Source organism: Rossellomorea aquimaris, assembly GCF_000935355.1.
GTDB lineage: Bacteria > Bacillota > Bacilli > Bacillales > Bacillaceae_B > Rossellomorea > Rossellomorea aquimaris_B.
The window spans coordinates 218,855-236,983 of the sequence record NZ_JXZC01000003.1; the positions used below are offsets into that span (position 1 = coordinate 218,855).

Here is an 18,129-nt window from a genome sequence, read left to right on the forward strand (position 1 = left end):
ATTCTCTTCTCTAATTATAGGTTTGGCAGATTAATGGTAAAATAGTCTATATTAAAATTATTTTTTAGGGGATGTAATCTTGAGCGGCTTTTTAACAGAAAATGAAATTGAACAAACAGTGGAAAGTTTAATTAATGTATATAAAATCGATAGAAATCTATTAATTAAATTTATTGGTACTGATAAGTATATAAAATTGAATAGAATGTTGATGGACTTAGAAGTAGGCGTCATGGATGATTATCAATTGGCCAGGATGATAGTAGTTGAAAAAGGATTATTTTTGTTCGCAGGAAGTAACGATGTCGTTAGGGATCTAAGAGCATTATTATTGAAACAACTTGAGGGTGAACAATTAGTTAGATTATATGAGAGAAATCCGATTAGCAATCGGAAAATACAATCCCCTTCATATATGCCTAAAGCTTTAGCAGGTAAAAGGTGGGTTATGGGGGGCCGATGGGCGAGAGATTTTGTTCAGACATTGGGTTTCCCTTTAGCTTTTTCCGGTATATCTATCCCAAAAGATCACAGTACAGACCCAGTACAGGATATTGAACCAAGGAAGTCAGTACCTCCACTCGTAGAATATCAGCAGGGATTAAAAGAAAAAATGCTTTCTGTATTAAATAAAGAGCAGGAAAAAACAAGATGTGTGGTCACCTTACCTACCGGTGGAGGTAAAACGAGAGTAGCAGTTGAGAGTTTCATTGATTGGATGCAGCCCCGCTTTAATGAGGGACAATATTTGTTATGGATTGCACAGGGAGAAGAGCTATGTGAGCAGGCAATTTCCTGCATTACAGAGATGTGGCAGGAAAGAGAATTTCCTGAATCTTTGAGGGTTTACAGGTATTTTGGAGGTAAGGCAGTTAAATATGAAAGTTTAATAGGCGGTGCAGTCATATCAAGTATTCAACAGCTGTATTCAAGGATACAAAGTGATGATGAAGCATTAAACGAGATTCTCGCTAACTGTGGTGCAATGATAATTGATGAGGCACATCATGCTACCACAAAGAGTTATGAGGTTCTATTTAACAAGTGTAAAGAACTGGCAGGTGAAAGCCTTTTTCCTATTTGTGGTTTAACTGCAACACCTGGACGCAGTAATGAAGAAACAATGACCCTGGTAAACCAGTTTGAAGCCTATTTAATTCATCCATCCTTACCGGATATGAGAAGATATGAACTGAATCCCCTACTATATTTTAGAGAAGAAGGATATTTGGCAGAACCGATTTTTTTGCTTCATGAAAATGGAGAAGAGATAGAGGTATCCGAATATATAGAGGATGAACATGATGACTTGAGTAAGGAATTTCTAAATGATCTGGCAAACAATGAAAGAAGAAACTTCCAAATTATTGAATATATGAAGTCGATTCCACTGGACTCCTCTTCTCTTGTTTATGCATGTACAGTAGAGCACGCTGAATTTTTGGCAATGATGATGAATTCTATAGGTAGAAAATCAGCAGCTATATCTGCCGATACACCAAAACCTATAAGAAGAATGCATATAGCTGCTTTTAAGCAAGGTGATATTGACTTCCTTTTCAACTATGGAGTATTAACAACAGGATTCGATGCACCAAAGACAGACCATATCCTCATCTGCAGACCTACATCCAGTATTATTCTATATGAACAAATGGTAGGAAGAGGCCTGAGAGGGGAAAAGTTCGGGGGAACTGAATACTGTAAGATAGTGGACTTCTCAAAAAATATTAAGCGACATGGTGAACCATTAGCATATGCGAGATTTATTAATGATTGGCAGATAAGAGATGTGCGTGATATTAGTATGAAAATGCACTGAAAAATAATTAGTCCAATTAATTGAAAAGGGATGGGAGACAAACATGGCTTCTAAGAAAGATTTAAAGGTATGGGCTGTAGAGGCCTTGAAACTAAACAGAGGACGTTTAAGTTTAATAGATATATGTAAGTATGTTTGGGATAAACACGAACAAGATCTTAAGGATTCAGGAGATCTCTTTTACACGTGGCAGTACGATATCAGATGGGCTGCCACTTATTTGAGAAAAGAGGGCATCTTAAAACCGGCAGAAGAGAGTCCAAAGGGTGTTTGGGAATTGATTCAAAAATAATATTACATCAAATTAACTTCGATTTGAGTTATTATTCCTTTTTTAAGGGAAAATAAGATAAAAAGGAGTTCTTAAATTGGTCGATGTAATGACTAAAGAACAGCGAAGAAATAATATGAAGGCAATAAAATCGGTTTCTAAATTGGAAGACGTTGTGTCCAGGAAGCTATGGAAAAAAGGATTTCGCTTTAGAAGAAACGCTAAAAATCTTTTTGGTAAACCTGATATTTCCATAAAGAAATATAAAGTAGTCATATTTATAGACTCCTGCTTTTGGCACCAGTGTCCTATTCACGGCAACTTACCGAAAACTAATTCTTCTTTTTGGAAAAAGAAACTAGAACGAAATGTCGAACGTGACAAGGAAGTCAATAGCTACTATAAAGACAAGGGTTGGAAGATAAACAGGGTTTGGGAGCATGAAATTAAAGATGATTTAGGCAAAGTAGTAGAGGAACTTGTCTCCTTTATTACAAGTGCAAAAGTGAAGTAGTTCTATTCTACTGATCTTTTGTTAACTTAAAACTCAGATGCATGAGAGTGTCTGAGTTTTTTTATTGTTGGAAATTAATATTGATAACTTTTCCAGTAGGGTTGACCTACCTTAATTACATCAATTTACATATTCACCCTGATCTTTTAAAATGTAAATAGGTAGAAAATACAGGTTTTGATTGAGAAAAGGAGTAACTCATGAATACAAATCAACGAGAGCCATTATGGAAATTCTCACCTATTCCTAACATAGAAGAATCAAACTTTAACAAAATACTAGAGCGTTTCTATAACATGCGTGTAACCGGTCTCACCCGGGAAAATACCCAAAATTCAATGGATGGCCGGTTAATTGGATCTGAGGGACCGGTTACTTTAACCATAAAGACTGGAAGTATTAAAAAGGAAGACATTCCTGGGATCAATGATGTGATTGATCGCATCAAGTCTTTACAAGGAAGAAACAGTTATACAAAAGAAACAATTCAACATATGCTAAATAAAATCAACCAGGATGAGGTAAGATACATATCGTTTGAAGACTCCAATACAAGGGGGCTGACTGGTGCTAAAAATGGTCAAAGTAACTCTGCACGTGATACTTGGGGGATTTATGCCTATAACAAGGGCGTTCACTTTGAAGAAGCTGATTCTGAAATGGAAACGTCTCGTGGGGGGTCTCATGGAGTTGGAAAGATAGCCTCCAATGCAGCCTCAGACTTACACCTTATGTATTTCGCTAACTGTGATGAACATGGTGATAAGCACCTTGGTGGAACAGTTCAATTAATTGAGCATTTCTACGAGGGGAAATATTATCGTTCGACTGGTTATTTTACAGATATTAACGAAGATCAGTCTAAATTCTATCCTTATGAAAATAACTTTCACCCAGCTTTTGCAAAGGACAACAGGGGGCTAAAGATCATTATTCCGTTTCTGAGGGAAGAATATGATGATGAGAATGAAATCATAAAGAGCATTTGTGACAGTTTCTTTGTATCTATCTTAGAGGGGAAACTTGAGGTTATTGTCAATGAAGAGAAAATTACCCGTGAATCGATCATACATTATGTGAAAGATACTAAGTATTATGAACAGGACATAACCGAGGCTAAGAAAACGTTTACGCCTTTATATGTAGAAACTTATATGAACGAAACACCAAAAGAGCTAACTGTTTCAGACAGTGTCAGAGATTATCATTTTAATTTGTATTTCCGATATGATGAAAGAATTCCAAAAGGCCGTGTTGCCATTGTGAGAACGATTGGAATGAAGATAGAAGATTTTAAAGTGACTTCTAATGCAAACAAACCGTATAACGCTGTTTTGATAGGTGGTTCAGATGAAGACGCTTATATTAAATCCCTTGAAAATGAATCCCATACAGAATTATCCTGGGAGCATATAAAGGATTCTAAGCTGCAAAGGCGCGCAAAACGATTTATCAATAATCTATCCCGTGAAATGGCGAAAGTCATTGAAGAAGCAATAAAAGAAAATAATCCTACAGATGGTGTGATGAACACTGAGGATATTCTTTACGTGGTAGAGACCCAATTCAAGAATGATCTATCCAGCAGTCTTGGGACTGTGATGATTAACAAAGGTAAGTCGGTTGTAAAAGCATCTGCAGATGTTCCGAAAAAAGCGAAAAAGAAAAAAGCAGAAGGAAATGATGGCAAGGAAAAGCCAGAAAATAAACGGGATCCCCTGAAGCGGAAAAAAAGAGAAGAAAAGGGTACGGCATCAGTTGAGCAGTTAAAGACAAAGTATAGTGCAAATCCGGAAATGGTAGAACGGATTATTTTAGATAATAAAGAGTTAATTAAATTTGATTTTACCGGGAGTGATTTGATTACCAACGAAGAAACATGTGACATCTCTCTATCCATTATTGATGGAATGGGCGTTGAGTATGCGGATGAGTTTAATATTCCTGGTAATTACAGTTCTATTGCAGACCTGAATTCCGGAAAAGAATACGAGATTGATAATAATGTTATAAAGGACGTTCGAATCCACCAAGGTGTCTCAGAAATTCAATTAGGACTGAAAGATAACTTCAATAAGTCACTAAAATTTGTTTATTACATCGAGGTGTAACATGATTTATAAAAAAGAAGCCAATTTTCCTTATCCAGTCCTGACTAATACGTCAAATAGCTATACTTCCAGTCAGTTTATTTTAGATGTAGAACTACATGAAAATGTTCATCACTACCAGTTTGACTTTAACTATGAAATGGACTCAGAATTCATTAGTAATCTGTTAAAAAACGGTCGGGCTCAGATCATATTGATTATCCAGTCTAAGGACAACAAGTTTTATAAGTTGGAATCAAACCAAAGGTCTATAAGAATACTAAAATCCCGCATCTCCATAAGCAACCGTACTTCTATTCAGATGCACATTCAATCGACTGAGGATATATCCTTTAAATATAATGATGACCTAAGTATGTTTTACGATAAGTTTAAAGATGAGCTGGTAGTACCTGGACATTCCATTCTGGGCTATTCTAATGTCGTTATGTTCGAAGGAAGTACTACAAAGCCATTAGAACTATTTGAAAAGAAACTGAATCCAGATCTTAAGTCAGCCATAAAGATAGAACTTAGCCACGAAACCATAATCATTCAGTATCAAAATGAAGAGTTTCAGTTCAATAACTTGCCAAAGAGTAATACATTAAATAATCCTTATGTCTATACGGGAATGCATATGGCTCTGCAACGATTCATAGTGAATAATGGAGAGGATAATGAGTACGTGGATTTACTTGAGATCGATCCGCCAACTAATCCTTTGGAGCTGAAACTGTATCATCTTATGAGAAAGAAAATGGTAGAAGAGTTAAGTATTGATACGATTGATGAAGTGATTTACATCATATCAGACCGGATGATTGAGAAATATACATCTGTTGTAAAGGGGTTAATTTCAAGTGGAAATTAGACTACTGGAAAAAGGCTATAAACAAAATGAGCAGTTCTACAAGGACTTCTTAGAGGATCAAATTCAGTTGAATGAAGACTATTTCTCCGGTGAAGTAATACATTTGGATAAGGCACCGGACTTTCCAATTTATATAGCTCAAGGCAACGAAGTTGAACGTAAGGAATTGTTTTTACAAGCGTTCCGTGTGCTTACCGACTATTATCTGGATACGGATAGGGATGTCCATTTAAATGAACTATTTTGGCATTCACTACTTGTAACTAAAAGAGACTACCTACTGGAAAATTACCCTAAAATTTATGAAGGTATCAATCATTTTAATAATATCGTACTAAAGAAATTCGACTGGGAGAACTATATTTATAAGTGTGTTCTGGGTGCTCAGTATGTAAATGATTTAGTCACAGATCCTGAGGAAAGGGAACGTTATTATTCATTGTTGATCGACAATTTAGATATTTATAATTATATTATTAAATATGAGATTTTTCGTAATGACCGTTTTTTAATAAATATATTGGATATCATTGATGAATTAGAACTGTCCAAGATCCTCAAATCAAAAATAAAAGATCGCGATGACTTAGGAAAAGACGAACGGGTAGGCAGGCGGGTCATCTTTGAATTTAATAAGAGTTACCCGGTTATTATGTCACCTATGTTAGAGAAAGAAGAGTTGAAGCCTATCTTTCTCAAGTATTTGAGTTATTATTACGATTCAACTGAGGTATTTGAAGAGGTGTAGATTCTACTCTCTGAATAAATTAATTATCAGGTTTTTGCGGCCGGAATATTATTCATGTTCCGGTTTTGTTATTAAAGGAGAAAAATTATCTTTCAGGGGAGCAGGCCATATCACAAAATATTATTGAAGATTATATAAGTTCTAATTTTCTGACATTTAATGCTTGAAATATAGTATTATAGTAGCGAAAGGAAATTTCTACAATAATACTTCAGGGGTGTAATGAAAGTGGATCAAAAGCATTTTCATCAAGAACAGAAAAATTTAGATACTACGATTAAAAGTATGGAGGACCATACTTTTTACATATGGGAATTGCTTGACCGAAAGAAACAGCAGTTTAAAGATCAGACAAGTTTTATAGGGGATAGTGTATCCTACAAGCTTGGAAAAAGTGATAAGGATAAGCTGGAGAAGGCGATCAATCAGCCGTATTTTGGAAGAATTGATATAGTTGAAGATGGAGTTAAAGAAACATTTTACATAGGGAAGCATGGTGTAAGGGACAAACATGAGCAAATTGTCGTGCTCGACTGGCGCATGCCGATGGCTTCAACCTATTACAATTTCATGCCCGGTAGACCGCAACAAAAATATACAGTGATAGATAAAGACGGGCGGAAACATGTCAGTACCATAGAGGTGCAGCAGAAAAGGGATTTTACAATTAAAAATCGAAGAATCCTGAAAATCCTGCAACAGGTTGCAGAGAGCAAAAGTGATTTGAATATAACTATGACTGACAAGGGTGAGCAACTGACTGTAACTGATGATTTTTTGAGAGAAATATTAGAGTCTAGTGAATCTACCGGCTATCTAAAAGAGATCATTGCCACAATACAAAAAGAACAGGATATAGCAATTAGACAAACCATCGACGCAAATGTGGTGATTCAAGGGGTTGCCGGTTCCGGGAAATCATCCATTGCCCTGCATCGTCTATCGTATCTTTTATTCAATAATAAAAACTTGAAGCCGGAAGAACTGCTTATTCTGGGCCCTTCCAACTTATTTATCAGTTCTACCCAGGGAATGCTTCCTGACCTGGATTTAGATGGAATCCGTCAATCCACCTTTCAGGGGTTGGTCTTTCAACATTTAAAACCTTTCCTTCCAAGTAAGGTGAATCTTGATTATCATTCTTATTTTGATCAAGTACTTTTCACACCTGGATATACAAAGGAAAAGGACATTAATGAATTTAAAGGGTCTGCTGCATTTATGAAGATTTTGGATTCATATGTGAATGAATTCCAACATGGATATGAAAACCGATTTAAGCCGATAAAAATCTTTGACGAGCATCTGTCGACATCTAAAATAGTTGAAATATACGATGGCTATACTTATTTACCTTTTATAAAACGGGTAGAGAAATTTGTACAACATATCGAGAATCACTTTAAAAGAATGTTGGATATTAAAACTCAGGAAATTGAAGATCAGCATAGTATGATTAGTGATACTTTCTTGGAGAACGGTGGGCTGAATGAAGTTGGATTAAAGGCTTTGAAGAAACAAATCTGGTCCATCCGAGACTATAAGATAAAAAAACTGATACAGGAGTACAAGCTAGAGATTGCTGCCTGGAAGCAGACAATGGCTCTTCCGAATCCGTTCTCAATCTATCAACAGGTTCTTTCTTATGAAGTGCTGGATAATTTCAGAGGGGATATTGGGAAAGATATTCCTCAACTCTTTAAGGGTTATAAAGTAGATGAGGTTACTTACTTTGATTTAGCGCCTCTCTATTATATCTATCTTATGATGTTCGACCCGCCTGAAAAATTTGCACACATAGTCATTGATGAAGCACAGGATCTAAGCTTTATTCATTTTGCCGTTTTGAAGAAAATCACCAAAACTGTAACGATTCTCGGTGATAAGGAACAATCCATCTTTCTTGGGTACGGCCAATACAATTGGAATGACTTAATGAGAAGTCTGTTCAACGATAAGAAATATATGCTGTTGTCACTGGACACCAGTTATAGATCTACCAAACAAATTATAGATGTAGCAAACACGGTGTTGGGTAATCACTACGAAAAGAATAAGTTCTTCCCAATCACGCCACTTAACCGCTCTGGTCCTGAGGTAACGTTAGAAAGGGTTCTTTCGGGAATAGACCTGCTTGAAGGGATTGTTTCAACGATAACAAACTGGAAGAAGAAATATAAGAGAATTGCAGTGATTCATAAGGATGAAAGAAAAGCATTGCAACTGTCCAAGTATTTAAGCAACCAATTCGGACAGGAAGCGATTTATGTCAACCCGAATACGGAAGTCAAACAGGGATATGTATCGGTTCTGGCATCTTACTATAGTAAGGGAATGGAATTTGATGCTGTCCTGGTCGTCAATGCGAATGAAGATAGTTTTCCAAATGACGAACTTCATGCACGGCTTCTATATGTCTTACTAACACGGGCTCAACAGGAGGCTAAGGTCTTCTATCAGGATACACCATCCAGTCTTTTGGACGGTCTTGTACATGAAAGGCCTCTTGTGACATCGGAATTTGATGATATTCTATAGGGATCGCAAAAGGTAGCCTTGAATTTTGTACTTATATATCTGAAAGAAAGCTTATCTTAATTTACCTTGCACGGCTGTGCTTGGAATAGGCTTGATTGGTGAAATTAATTATTATAAAGGAGAAAAGATTAATGGCAGTTTTTGAACCGAAAGGAATTGTTTCAAAGGAAACAGAAAAAAGTATATTTAAAGACGGTGCAAGTTTCAGAGTATGGATGGATAAAAAAAGTAAGGCCATCAGGTTAAAGTTTTACGATTTGGACTCGGTTTATTATATTTCTAAAGGTAGTAAGCTCTACAATGACTTGGCTGAAGATTTCTTTGATATAGAAAGACCAAAAGAAACTGAGGTGAAGATTGAGAATGAATGAATGAATAAAGTTAATTATGTAGCTAAGATAGCACTCTGAATGATTAGTTTATTCAATTATTTAGGGTGTTTTTATGGATAAGGGAGAACAGAGGAACAGTCAAGGTATGTTTATGCATTAAAACAATGTTTCAGGTGTGTGGTTATCCGACCATTTTACTCCCCTGTAGCAAAACTTCAACCTTTTATCAAAGGATAAAGTGGAAGAGAGTTGTCCATTGTGAATCTCTATCTCTAATTTTTTGAATTTTCCACCTAATATAGCTACTATATTGATAGAGAGAAAAACTGTAAAAAGGAGGAAACGTTTTGGAGCAGACGTTAATTAAAGCCGATGATTATGTAACGTTGTGGGGAATCATTGTCGTGTGGGCTTCAGTGAGCATTATATTAGAACAGCGCTACAATTGGGCGGCAAAGATTTCTGGTGCAATTATTGCCCTGATCGGGGCTATCATTCTATCAAATACGAGAGTCATTCCAACAGCCTCACCTGTTTATGATGCTGTCTGGACATTTATCATTCCGCTTGCCATTCCGCTGCTGCTTTTTCATGTGAACTTTAAAAAGATCTGGCAGGAAAGCGGACGTTTGTTGATTCTTTTCTTGATCAGCTCCGTCGGTACGGTTGCAGGGGTGATCATCAGTTTCTTTTTGTTAAAGGATCATATACCAGTCCTTGATAAAATTGGTGCGATGCTCAGTGCATCTTATGTTGGCGGCGGGGTAAACTTTGCAGCCATGGCAGCGAAGTTCGAAGCGCCTGGTGAAATGGTTTCTTCCGCAGTGGTCGCAGACAATTTAATGATGGCGATTTATTTCATTGTTCTGATGATGATTCCGGCCATGAGCTTTTTCAAAAGACGCTTTAACGCACCTCATGTGGAAAAAGTGGAAAGTGGAAGAATGAGAGAAGAGGGAAAGACACTTGCGGAAAGCTTTTGGGAGCGAAAGGATATCTCCCTTAAGGATATTGCACTGTCTGTTGGGACTGCCTTCCTGCTTGTGATGGTGTCATTTAAAATCGCCGAATTCCTGGACGGATTGATTCCTTCCGGTGAAGAGACGTCTTTCTTAATCAATTTGTTGAATGGATTGTTTGGAGACAAGTACTTAATGTTGACGACATTGACATTCTTGGCACTTGCCCTGTTTCCGAAGTACTTTGAATCGATTAATGGAAGCCAGGAAATCGGTACGTTCCTCATTTACTTGTTCTTTGTGGTTATTGGTATTCCGGCATCGATCCCCCTCATCGTTCAAAATGCTCCGTTGCTGCTATTATTCGTGTTCATTATTGTTGTAGTGAACCTGGCCGTTTCTTTGACTGCAGGAAAGCTATTAAAGTATGACCTTGAAGAGATCCTACTAGCCAGTAATGCCAATGTCGGAGGGCCGACAACGGCTGCGGCGATGGCCATTGCGAAAGGCTGGAAGGATTTGATTGGACCGATTCTTGTGGTGGGGACGTTGGGTTACATCATCGGGAATTATATTGGAACTACACTCGGAATATGGTTTTCCGGTTTAATGTAAATGGCTCTGCCCGCAGTTCTTTGCGGGCTTTTGTCAATCTTATGACCGCAAAAAATCGGTTTTGTTCCCCTTAAGTTAACAGAACAGATCAAGCAAAATCTTGAAGGGAGATACACAATCAATTTCTCCTGTGGGACAAAGTTATGCAAACAAAGACTATTGAAGTAAGCGGACGGGTATAGGAAACCAAGAGCCGCGTGTCTCTCGTTTTACCTATACAGAGATTAAATTCTTGAAGAGGATGGAACGGTCGTGTATCCGGGGTTGGATGGATAGTATGGAGTGGGTACGATGGCCACTTCACCTTATACTTATTATGAACCACATAATGAGTTCAATATCTATTAGAAAATGAGTTAAGAACCATCCTCGGTTCATCTATAAAGAAGGGGTATCCTACTTTTTCGTGGAATACTAGATAGTAGAAGGCCTAACGAACCTTATCTATTAATATCAAAATCCCTACATACTTCCTGAAATGTCGGCCGTTCATACTTTTGTCCGGAAAGAAAGACGGATACCCCTCATTCCCGGAGCAACACGCCTTAAAAAATGTCAGCTACTATACTACTAAGGGAGGTAATGTTCATGTTCCGTGTCATGATGGCAAAGTTACTGCGCCTCTTTTCTGATCAATCCACCAAAACACCTATGATCCCCCGGCAGGATGTACGAATGAAAAAAGATGTGTTAGTTGAAACCACTGTCGGGCCCACTTACGTTTCCTTCTATTATCCTTCGGCAGCAAAACAGAAAAAACTCCCTCTCTATATTAACTTCCATGGCGGGGCGTTCATCATGAATGATAAGGAGATGGATGATCCCTATTGCCGTTACCTGGCGAATCAGGCTGAATGTGTTGTTCTGAATGTCGAATATGGCAAAGCACCCGAGTATCCTTTTCCGAAAGCCATTGAACAGGGCTATGACATCATTCGATGGGTGAAGGGAAGAGCGGAGGAGCTGGGCATTGAGGCGGAAAAGGTCATGGTTGGCGGACAAAGCTCAGGCGGAAATATTGCTGCAGCCCTTTGCCTCTACCTTGAAGAAAAGGGGGACGAGCAGCCCCTGCTTCAAGTGCTCTCGTGCCCTATGCTGGATTTTGTTACCCCTCATGCTGAGAAGCCGGAACCAGACAAGTGGCGTTCCCGTTTTCCTAAAGCAGCCCATTTTATCCATATGTGTTACGTCCCAGGGAAGGGACAAGCGGGGCATCTTCTCGCTTCCCCAGTCCGAGCCGAGGTTAGCGGCCGATTAGCCGCAGCCCTGATTCTAATAGCTGAGTCCGATGCATTCAGGCCGGAAGCCGAATGCTATGCGGAGAAATTAAAAGCAGCAGGGGTGAACGTTCAAGAGGCGATATTCAGGGGCTGTGCCCATGCGTTTACCCATCTGGGACCGAAAGAAAGAGCAGAAGAGGCCTGGCAATTGATCGCAGGCAAAATCAGGGCTGTTTCTGAAGCCCCTCCATATTGAATCTTGTCCCAAACACATTCAACGTTTTTTCTTATAGGCAGTGAGGGTATAAAACAAGTGTGGAGGATACAGACTTGATGTATTGGAAAAAACACTGGCACAGGGCCAGGCAGATGTTGAATGTGTTATAGAGAACCATACATACTCCAAACAAGATTTCCGAACAGGAGGAACGGTAACCATTGAAAAATAAAACGGTACTTATCATTGGAGGCGGACTCGGCGGGGTGTCGGCTGCCATAACACTCGCACAGGCGGGATACGATGTCTCTTTATATGAAAAAAACGATCACATTGGAGGAAAGTTGAACCGGCTCGAGCAAGACGGCTTTGGCTTTGATCTTGGCCCGTCCATTTTGACGATGCCCCAGATCTTTGAGAAATTGTTTGCGGCCAGTGGGAAATCGATGAAGGATTATGTCCAGATTGAAAGGCTGGATCATCAATGGCGTTCCTTCTTCCCCGATGGAAATGTCATAGACTTGTATGAAGATATGAAAGACATGCGGGTGAAGAATGCCTCTCTCAGTGAAAAGGACATTCGTGAATATCAACGTCTGCTGGAGCATTCGAAGACTCATTACGATATGACGGATAAAACCTTATTTAAAGGTGCGGATACGGCCAGAGGAATCGTCAAGCAGGCGGGACTGTTCAGTGTCTTGAAGAACATTGACCTGATGTCCACGGTGCATAAATCCCTCGATAAGCGGATCAGTCATGAGCAGTTTCGCGATATGCTCTCTTATTTTATCAAGTATGTGGGTTCGTCCCCTTACGATGCGCCGGCCGTGATGAATATGATGATCTACATGCAGCATGAGCAGGGAGCATGGTACGTTCCCGGCGGTTTGCACAAGCTCGCCGATGCTCTTGTGAAGCTGGCGGAAGAAGTGGGGGTGACCTTTCACCTCGGAAGGCAGATCGTCAAACTAGACAAGAAGGATGGCGACATCACCGGAGCCGTTTTGGAAGACGGGACACGGGTGACGGCCAATCATTATGTGTCCAATATGGAAGTCATACCGGTGTACGAACGATTACTGGAGGAAGACAGCGATTATATTCATAAATTAAAAAAGAAATTCGAACCGGCGAGTTCCGGTCTCGTCATGCACCTCGGTGTGAAGAAGAGTTATCCGCAGCTCCGTCATCACAATTTCTTTTTCGCCGAAAATATGAAGGAGCAAATGGAATCGATCTTCCACCGCCATGAACTGCCAGAGGACCCTGTCATTTATCTCGTCAATGTCAATAAGACCGATCCGACACAGGCCCCTCCAGGACATGAAAACATCAAAGTGCTTCCTCACATTCCGTTTATCCGGGATGAGAATCCGTATACTCAAGCCGACTATGAACAATTCGTAGAACGGGTCCTGATCAAGCTGGAGAAGATGGGCCTCGATGGCTTGCGTGAGAACATTGTCACGAGGGACATGTGGACACCGGAAGATATCAGGCGTACGTATGGATCCGACCGCGGGGCGATTTATGGGACGGTGTCAGACAGTAAGAAGAATAAAGGGTTGAAGCATCCGAAACAGAGTGAACGGTACGACAACCTCTATTTTGTTGGGGGGACGGTGAACCCCGGAGGTGGAATGCCGATGGTTACCTTAAGCGGCCAGCTTGTCGGAGAGAAAATTATGGAGAGGGATTCTGGATAAAAAAGGGGTGATGTCATGATCGTCTCACTGCCTGACCATTGGATCATCCTCATTGATGTGATTGCCTGGACGTTCTTTCATCTCGCCATTTCGGCCGTTTGTTTGAAACTGCCGTTGACGTGGTTCCTGAAAGACCATTACTGGTTCCGGACGTTCCCTTTTGAGCAATCCGGGGCATTGTGGCAGCGTTTATTCCGGGTGAAAGCGTGGAAGGGATTGATTCTGGATGGCACGATTTTTTTCAAAAAGGGATACAGTAAAAAGGGGCTGCATGGAACGAAGTCGAGGGACTTGATCGTATTTGCGGCGGAAACAAAACGTGCGGAATTGACCCATTGGCTATCCATTCTCCCTGCTCCGTTGTTCTTCATATGGAATCCGGTATGGGCAGGATGGGGGATGGTCCTGTATGCCCTTGTCTTTAACCTTCCGATTATTGTGGTTCAGCGGTACAATCGGGGGCGGATATCGGCGATTACGTCAGGTGTTGGAAAGAAAAAACTACATAAAGGTTGAATGGGGATTGCCGCAATTCTAGAGGAAGGAGGTAGATGGCATGACAGCTTCAGAAGTGATCAATCTCATCCTGGGTGTCCTGGGGGTAATCATTGGCATGATTGTGTTTTGGTCATTGCCGGTTCCGAGATTCACCTCCAAACATACGGCGGGGTTGCCGTTTGTGTCCATCATTATCCCTGCCCGGAATGAAGAAGGTAGGATTTCCCCTTTATTGAAGTCATTGCAGGAGCAGCGATTCAAGGCATTTGAGGTTCTGTTGGTGGATGATGATTCATCGGATCGAACCGTTGATGTCGCAGAAAGCTACGGTGTGACGGTCCTGCACAATAACGGGGCAGGGAAATCATCTGCCTGCTGGCGGGGTGCCAAGGAGGCAAAAGGGGACTGGTTATTGTTCCTGGATGCCGATACCCGGTTCATGAATGTGGATGGATTACGGAATCTTTTGCATGTCTACGAGAGGAAAGGAGCGAGGGGAATCCTCGCCTTGCAGCCCTATCACATCGTGGAGCGTGTGTATGAACATCTCTCTATCGTTTTTAACATCATCGTCGTGGTGGGGATGAATCTATTCACCCTCTGGGGATCCCGTTTTAAAGCCGCCGGCTCGTTCGGACCTTGTATTCTATGTAATCGAGACGATTATTTTTTATCCGGCGGGCATGAAAAGATTGAGGGGGCCATCATGGATGATCTGGCACTGGGAGAGGCCTTTCTTGATCAGAACCTTCCCGTTCGCTGCCTGGGCGGCAGGGGGATCATTTCGTTTCGCATGTATCCGGAAGGGGTGGGAAGCCTGATCGAAGGCTGGTGCAAAAGTTTTGCCGTTGGTTCCAAGTCCACTCATCCCGTCGTCATGTTGATGGTCATCCTCTGGATTACGGGAAGTTTAACGAGCGCGTCTTCATTGATTTCTTCGATGATAGAGGGAAGCACTTCCGCTATGATCATCTATGGAGTATTGTATATCCTCTACGGCGTTCAAACAGCATGGTTTGCCCGAAGAGTCGGGGATTTCAGGTGGGGGTATTTCCCTTTTTATCCTTTGTTCTTTTTATTCTTTGTGGTGATTTTCCTTTATTCTTTTGTTCGGGTGAATGTGTTTCATTCGGTGAAGTGGAAGGGGCGGAAGATTAAGGTGTGAAGGGGAGAGTGGGGACGTTTCCCTCTCTATTTTTTTGCATGAGAGGGAATTCTCCAATAAAAAAGCGCCACTATCCACAACTTGTTTCACCAGAAAAGTAGACTAAGAACCGTCCCCTGTTTGTCTCGTCCCTATTCAATTCAGTCTTAATGATTTCTTGAACTCATTATAGGCCTGCAGAGAGTAATCATCCCCGAATTCCAGGATGATTTTTTCTATGTTTTCTTGTTCCTGAACCAAGGTTGGATGCACTTCCGTTGTATTGGCTATTTCATAGACGGTATGAAGAAAGTCTACCATTTCTCCTATTAAGAAGGCGTTTCGTAACTTTTTAAACTCTTGAATGACGACCGGGATGTATTGAAATGCCTCCTCTGAAGTCATATTTGCGGTAATTTCTTCAAAGGATTGGCTGAAGTACCATTCGTCATGATCGAGCTTCTCCTGCCAGTTTATAAATATTTCATGTAATGGTTTCATGGAATTCACCCTTTACTTAAACTTAAAATCATCAAATTTCTTCGTTTTTTTATTATAATTAAAATGGATGGAAATGGTAGACTTACCTTTGACTTTGAACGTCCTTTGCATCTTTACCCATCCATCTTTACCCGGCCAACGTTTGTCTGTCATTTTAGACGCGGGTATGACTTCTTTTGCGCCGGATAATGGATTAGATAATACGCTTTTCATAGCAATTTGTTCTTCCAGGTTATTAGCAACGGTTCTGCCTGTTGATCCCTTCTTTAGAGATTTTTTTGCAATTTCTTTGCTTAAATCCTTTACAGCATCTTTAATGACTTTTTGTCCGTATTTTTTAACAATCCAGCTAATGCCGAATCGTGCAAGCAACCCAACCAAGATAGGGATTGCCGGTAATACAGAAGCTCGTATCTCAGTACTATCATATTCCGAAATTTCACCAGTCATTTGATTAATAAAAGTAGCTCGGAAAACTTCTTCACTATATTCTGTAATGATAACTTCATAATTGAATTTTTCAAGTGAATCTTCTTCGGTTGGGATTGTTCCACTGACTACAATGGTTTCAGTTTCAAAATCCATGTTCACATTTACTGTAGAATCGATTTCTTCAGAAATAAGGTTTGTTTGAAGGGCTACACTATCGTCCTTTTCCTGAACTTCTACCTCTAATTCTTCCGTATTCTCGATATTAAGATTAAATTCATTTGCTATTTGTTTTATTTCCTGATTCGAAAGGTTAGTAAAGTCCTCTGTTTCTTCTATTCCATGGGCGGAGGCTCGTTCTACATGAGGCAATAGTGAGACAAACAGTGTAAATACAATTAGATTTATTACGATTTTTGAAAGTTTATTGAGCATGTGTTTCTCCTAATGTTAATTTAGTATGATTAAACCTTCGCCATAATCAGGGTCAAAATCCTTTTCTCCCAAATCACATATATAAGGCTTAAGTAGTTTTCTAATCTCGTTTTTACTATTTTCATTGTCAGATAATATTAATGCCAAAATCCCAGTAAAGTAGGCAGCAGCAAATGAGGTCCCACTAAATGTGTCGTATGAACCATCACTTGTTGTAGAGTATATGTCCACTCCTGGAGCGGCGTAATCAATTTTCCCTTTCGCTGACATATTCGATCTTTGGAAATTCTTATTTACTGCAGAAATAGATAGCACATTTTCATACTTTGCAGGATAATCAACACTCAACCCCATTGTATTTCCTGAAGCAGCAACTACGATGATTCCTGCATCAATTGCTTTGTTAATGGCATTGGATAATTCGGGTATATCGTTCTGTAATCCAAAGCTCATATTCATTAGATCAACTTCTTCGTTTATTGCCCATTCAATTCCTCTTATTACTGCTTTGGTGTTACTCTTATTCATAGAGTCAAGTACCTTAACATCATAGATTTCTGCATCTGGCGCAACTCCCACAGTGCCAATCTCGTTATCATTTGCTGCAATAATTCCTCCAATCGCTGTACCATGTCCGCTTTCGTCACTAATGGCTTTCCCTGGGCTCAATGCATTGTATGAGTTAACAACTTTACCGGATAAATCTTCATGAGAACCATTAATGCCACTGTCTAACACGGCAATTTTAATGTTCTGTCCTCGATTCTCACTTTCTTGAAGATGAAGTTTTTTTATACCCCAAGGTGTTACTTGCTTCTCTTCAGAGAAAACAGATACTTGTTTATGAGTGGTGAAAAAACATATTGAAAATATGATTAGTGCTAGAATCAATAAAAAGATGAAAGATGAAAAAACTATGGTTCTATATCTGATCGTACATTTCCCCTTAGAATATCAGTGTTGTGTATGAAATTTCCTTCCCTCCTTTAACGTGTATCACTTATTAGGTCCATACTTCGCCATTAACACATTAAGTGTACATAACTTACTTAAAGCCAAACTTAAAGCAGCCTTAAATTAACCATAAATTTCAATAATTCCACGATTTTCATTGTGAAGTGAGTCGTGAATAATAGAAAACCTAATCATAATTTTTATATAAACGCGTCCCCACGCGTTTTTTTCTTTTGTCCAAAACAATAATCCAGTAAAT

At 39.7% G+C, this 18,129-nt stretch carries 16 protein-coding genes; 13 read left to right on the plus strand and 3 right to left on the minus strand.

Features of this window, described 5'->3' with window-relative positions; all coding sequences use genetic code 11:
- The first annotated feature begins 79 nt into the window (after window positions 1-79).
- The 13 genes from TV75_RS10615 (at window position 80) to TV75_RS10675 (ending at window position 15,572) form a co-directional block, all read left to right on the plus strand.
- Window positions 80-1,822 (plus strand): DEAD/DEAH box helicase, encoded by a 1,743-nt coding sequence (locus tag TV75_RS10615; protein ID WP_044338718.1) that lies wholly within the window; start codon window positions 80-82, stop codon window positions 1,820-1,822.
- Between the two features lie 43 nt (window positions 1,823-1,865).
- Window positions 1,866-2,114 (plus strand): hypothetical protein, encoded by a 249-nt coding sequence (locus TV75_RS10620; protein ID WP_044338719.1) that lies wholly within the window; start codon window positions 1,866-1,868, stop codon window positions 2,112-2,114.
- A gap of 76 nt (window positions 2,115-2,190) precedes the next feature.
- Entirely contained in the window at window positions 2,191-2,607 is a 417-nt protein-coding gene (locus tag TV75_RS10625; RefSeq protein WP_044338720.1) for a very short patch repair endonuclease, read from the plus strand.
- 200 nt (window positions 2,608-2,807) lie between these two features.
- On the plus strand, window positions 2,808-4,718 hold the full coding sequence (locus TV75_RS10630) for a hypothetical protein (RefSeq protein WP_044338721.1): 1,911 nt from the start codon (window positions 2,808-2,810) through the stop codon (window positions 4,716-4,718).
- Between the two features lie 355 nt (window positions 4,719-5,073).
- Window positions 5,074-5,571 carry a hypothetical protein gene (locus TV75_RS22330; RefSeq protein WP_253275511.1) on the plus strand — a complete coding sequence of 166 codons (498 nt, stop codon included), beginning with the start codon at window positions 5,074-5,076 and terminating at the stop codon, window positions 5,569-5,571.
- Window positions 5,561-6,319 (plus strand): hypothetical protein, encoded by a 759-nt coding sequence (locus TV75_RS10640; protein WP_044338723.1) that lies wholly within the window; start codon window positions 5,561-5,563, stop codon window positions 6,317-6,319. Before TV75_RS22330 ends, TV75_RS10640 begins: the two co-directional genes overlap by 11 nt.
- A 228-nt stretch (window positions 6,320-6,547) precedes the next feature.
- A complete protein-coding gene (locus TV75_RS10645; RefSeq protein ID WP_044338724.1) occupies window positions 6,548-8,857 on the plus strand; it encodes a HelD family protein in 2,310 nt (769 codons plus the stop codon).
- Window positions 8,858-8,988: 131 nt separating this feature from the next.
- A complete protein-coding gene (locus TV75_RS10650; RefSeq protein ID WP_044338725.1) occupies window positions 8,989-9,228 on the plus strand; it encodes a hypothetical protein in 240 nt (79 codons plus the stop codon).
- A gap of 308 nt (window positions 9,229-9,536) precedes the next feature.
- The gene (locus tag TV75_RS10655) at window positions 9,537-10,763 is read left to right on the plus strand and encodes a DUF819 family protein (protein WP_044338726.1); all 1,227 of its coding nucleotides are present in this window, start codon (window positions 9,537-9,539) and stop codon (window positions 10,761-10,763) included.
- Between the two features lie 588 nt (window positions 10,764-11,351).
- Window positions 11,352-12,239, plus strand: a complete 888-nt coding sequence (locus tag TV75_RS10660; protein WP_044338727.1) for an alpha/beta hydrolase — start codon at window positions 11,352-11,354, stop codon at window positions 12,237-12,239.
- Between the two features lie 182 nt (window positions 12,240-12,421).
- Entirely contained in the window at window positions 12,422-13,909 is a 1,488-nt protein-coding gene (locus TV75_RS10665; protein WP_044338728.1) for a phytoene desaturase family protein, read from the plus strand.
- A 15-nt stretch (window positions 13,910-13,924) separates the two neighbouring features.
- Window positions 13,925-14,425 carry a hypothetical protein gene (locus tag TV75_RS10670; RefSeq protein ID WP_044338729.1) on the plus strand — a complete coding sequence of 167 codons (501 nt, stop codon included), beginning with the start codon at window positions 13,925-13,927 and terminating at the stop codon, window positions 14,423-14,425.
- Between the two features lie 40 nt (window positions 14,426-14,465).
- Window positions 14,466-15,572 (plus strand): glycosyltransferase, encoded by a 1,107-nt coding sequence (locus tag TV75_RS10675; RefSeq protein WP_044338730.1) that lies wholly within the window; start codon window positions 14,466-14,468, stop codon window positions 15,570-15,572.
- A 135-nt stretch (window positions 15,573-15,707) separates the two neighbouring features.
- Here the strand turns inward: TV75_RS10675 and TV75_RS10680 are convergent, their stop codons facing one another.
- From TV75_RS10680 to TV75_RS10690, 3 genes are read right to left on the minus strand one after another with little or no spacing between them, the layout of a single operon-like run.
- On the minus strand, window positions 15,708-16,052 hold the full coding sequence (locus TV75_RS10680; protein ID WP_052504524.1) for a hypothetical protein: 345 nt from the start codon (window positions 16,050-16,052) through the stop codon (window positions 15,708-15,710).
- Between the two features lie 12 nt (window positions 16,053-16,064).
- Window positions 16,065-16,916 carry an SAR2788 family putative toxin gene (locus TV75_RS22185; protein ID WP_044338732.1) on the minus strand — a complete coding sequence of 284 codons (852 nt, stop codon included), beginning with the start codon at window positions 16,914-16,916 and terminating at the stop codon, window positions 16,065-16,067.
- A 15-nt stretch (window positions 16,917-16,931) separates the two neighbouring features.
- Window positions 16,932-17,807, minus strand: coding sequence for a S8 family peptidase (locus TV75_RS10690; protein WP_253275512.1), 876 nt, complete (start codon window positions 17,805-17,807; stop codon window positions 16,932-16,934).
- Window positions 17,808-18,129: the final 322 nt, after the last annotated feature.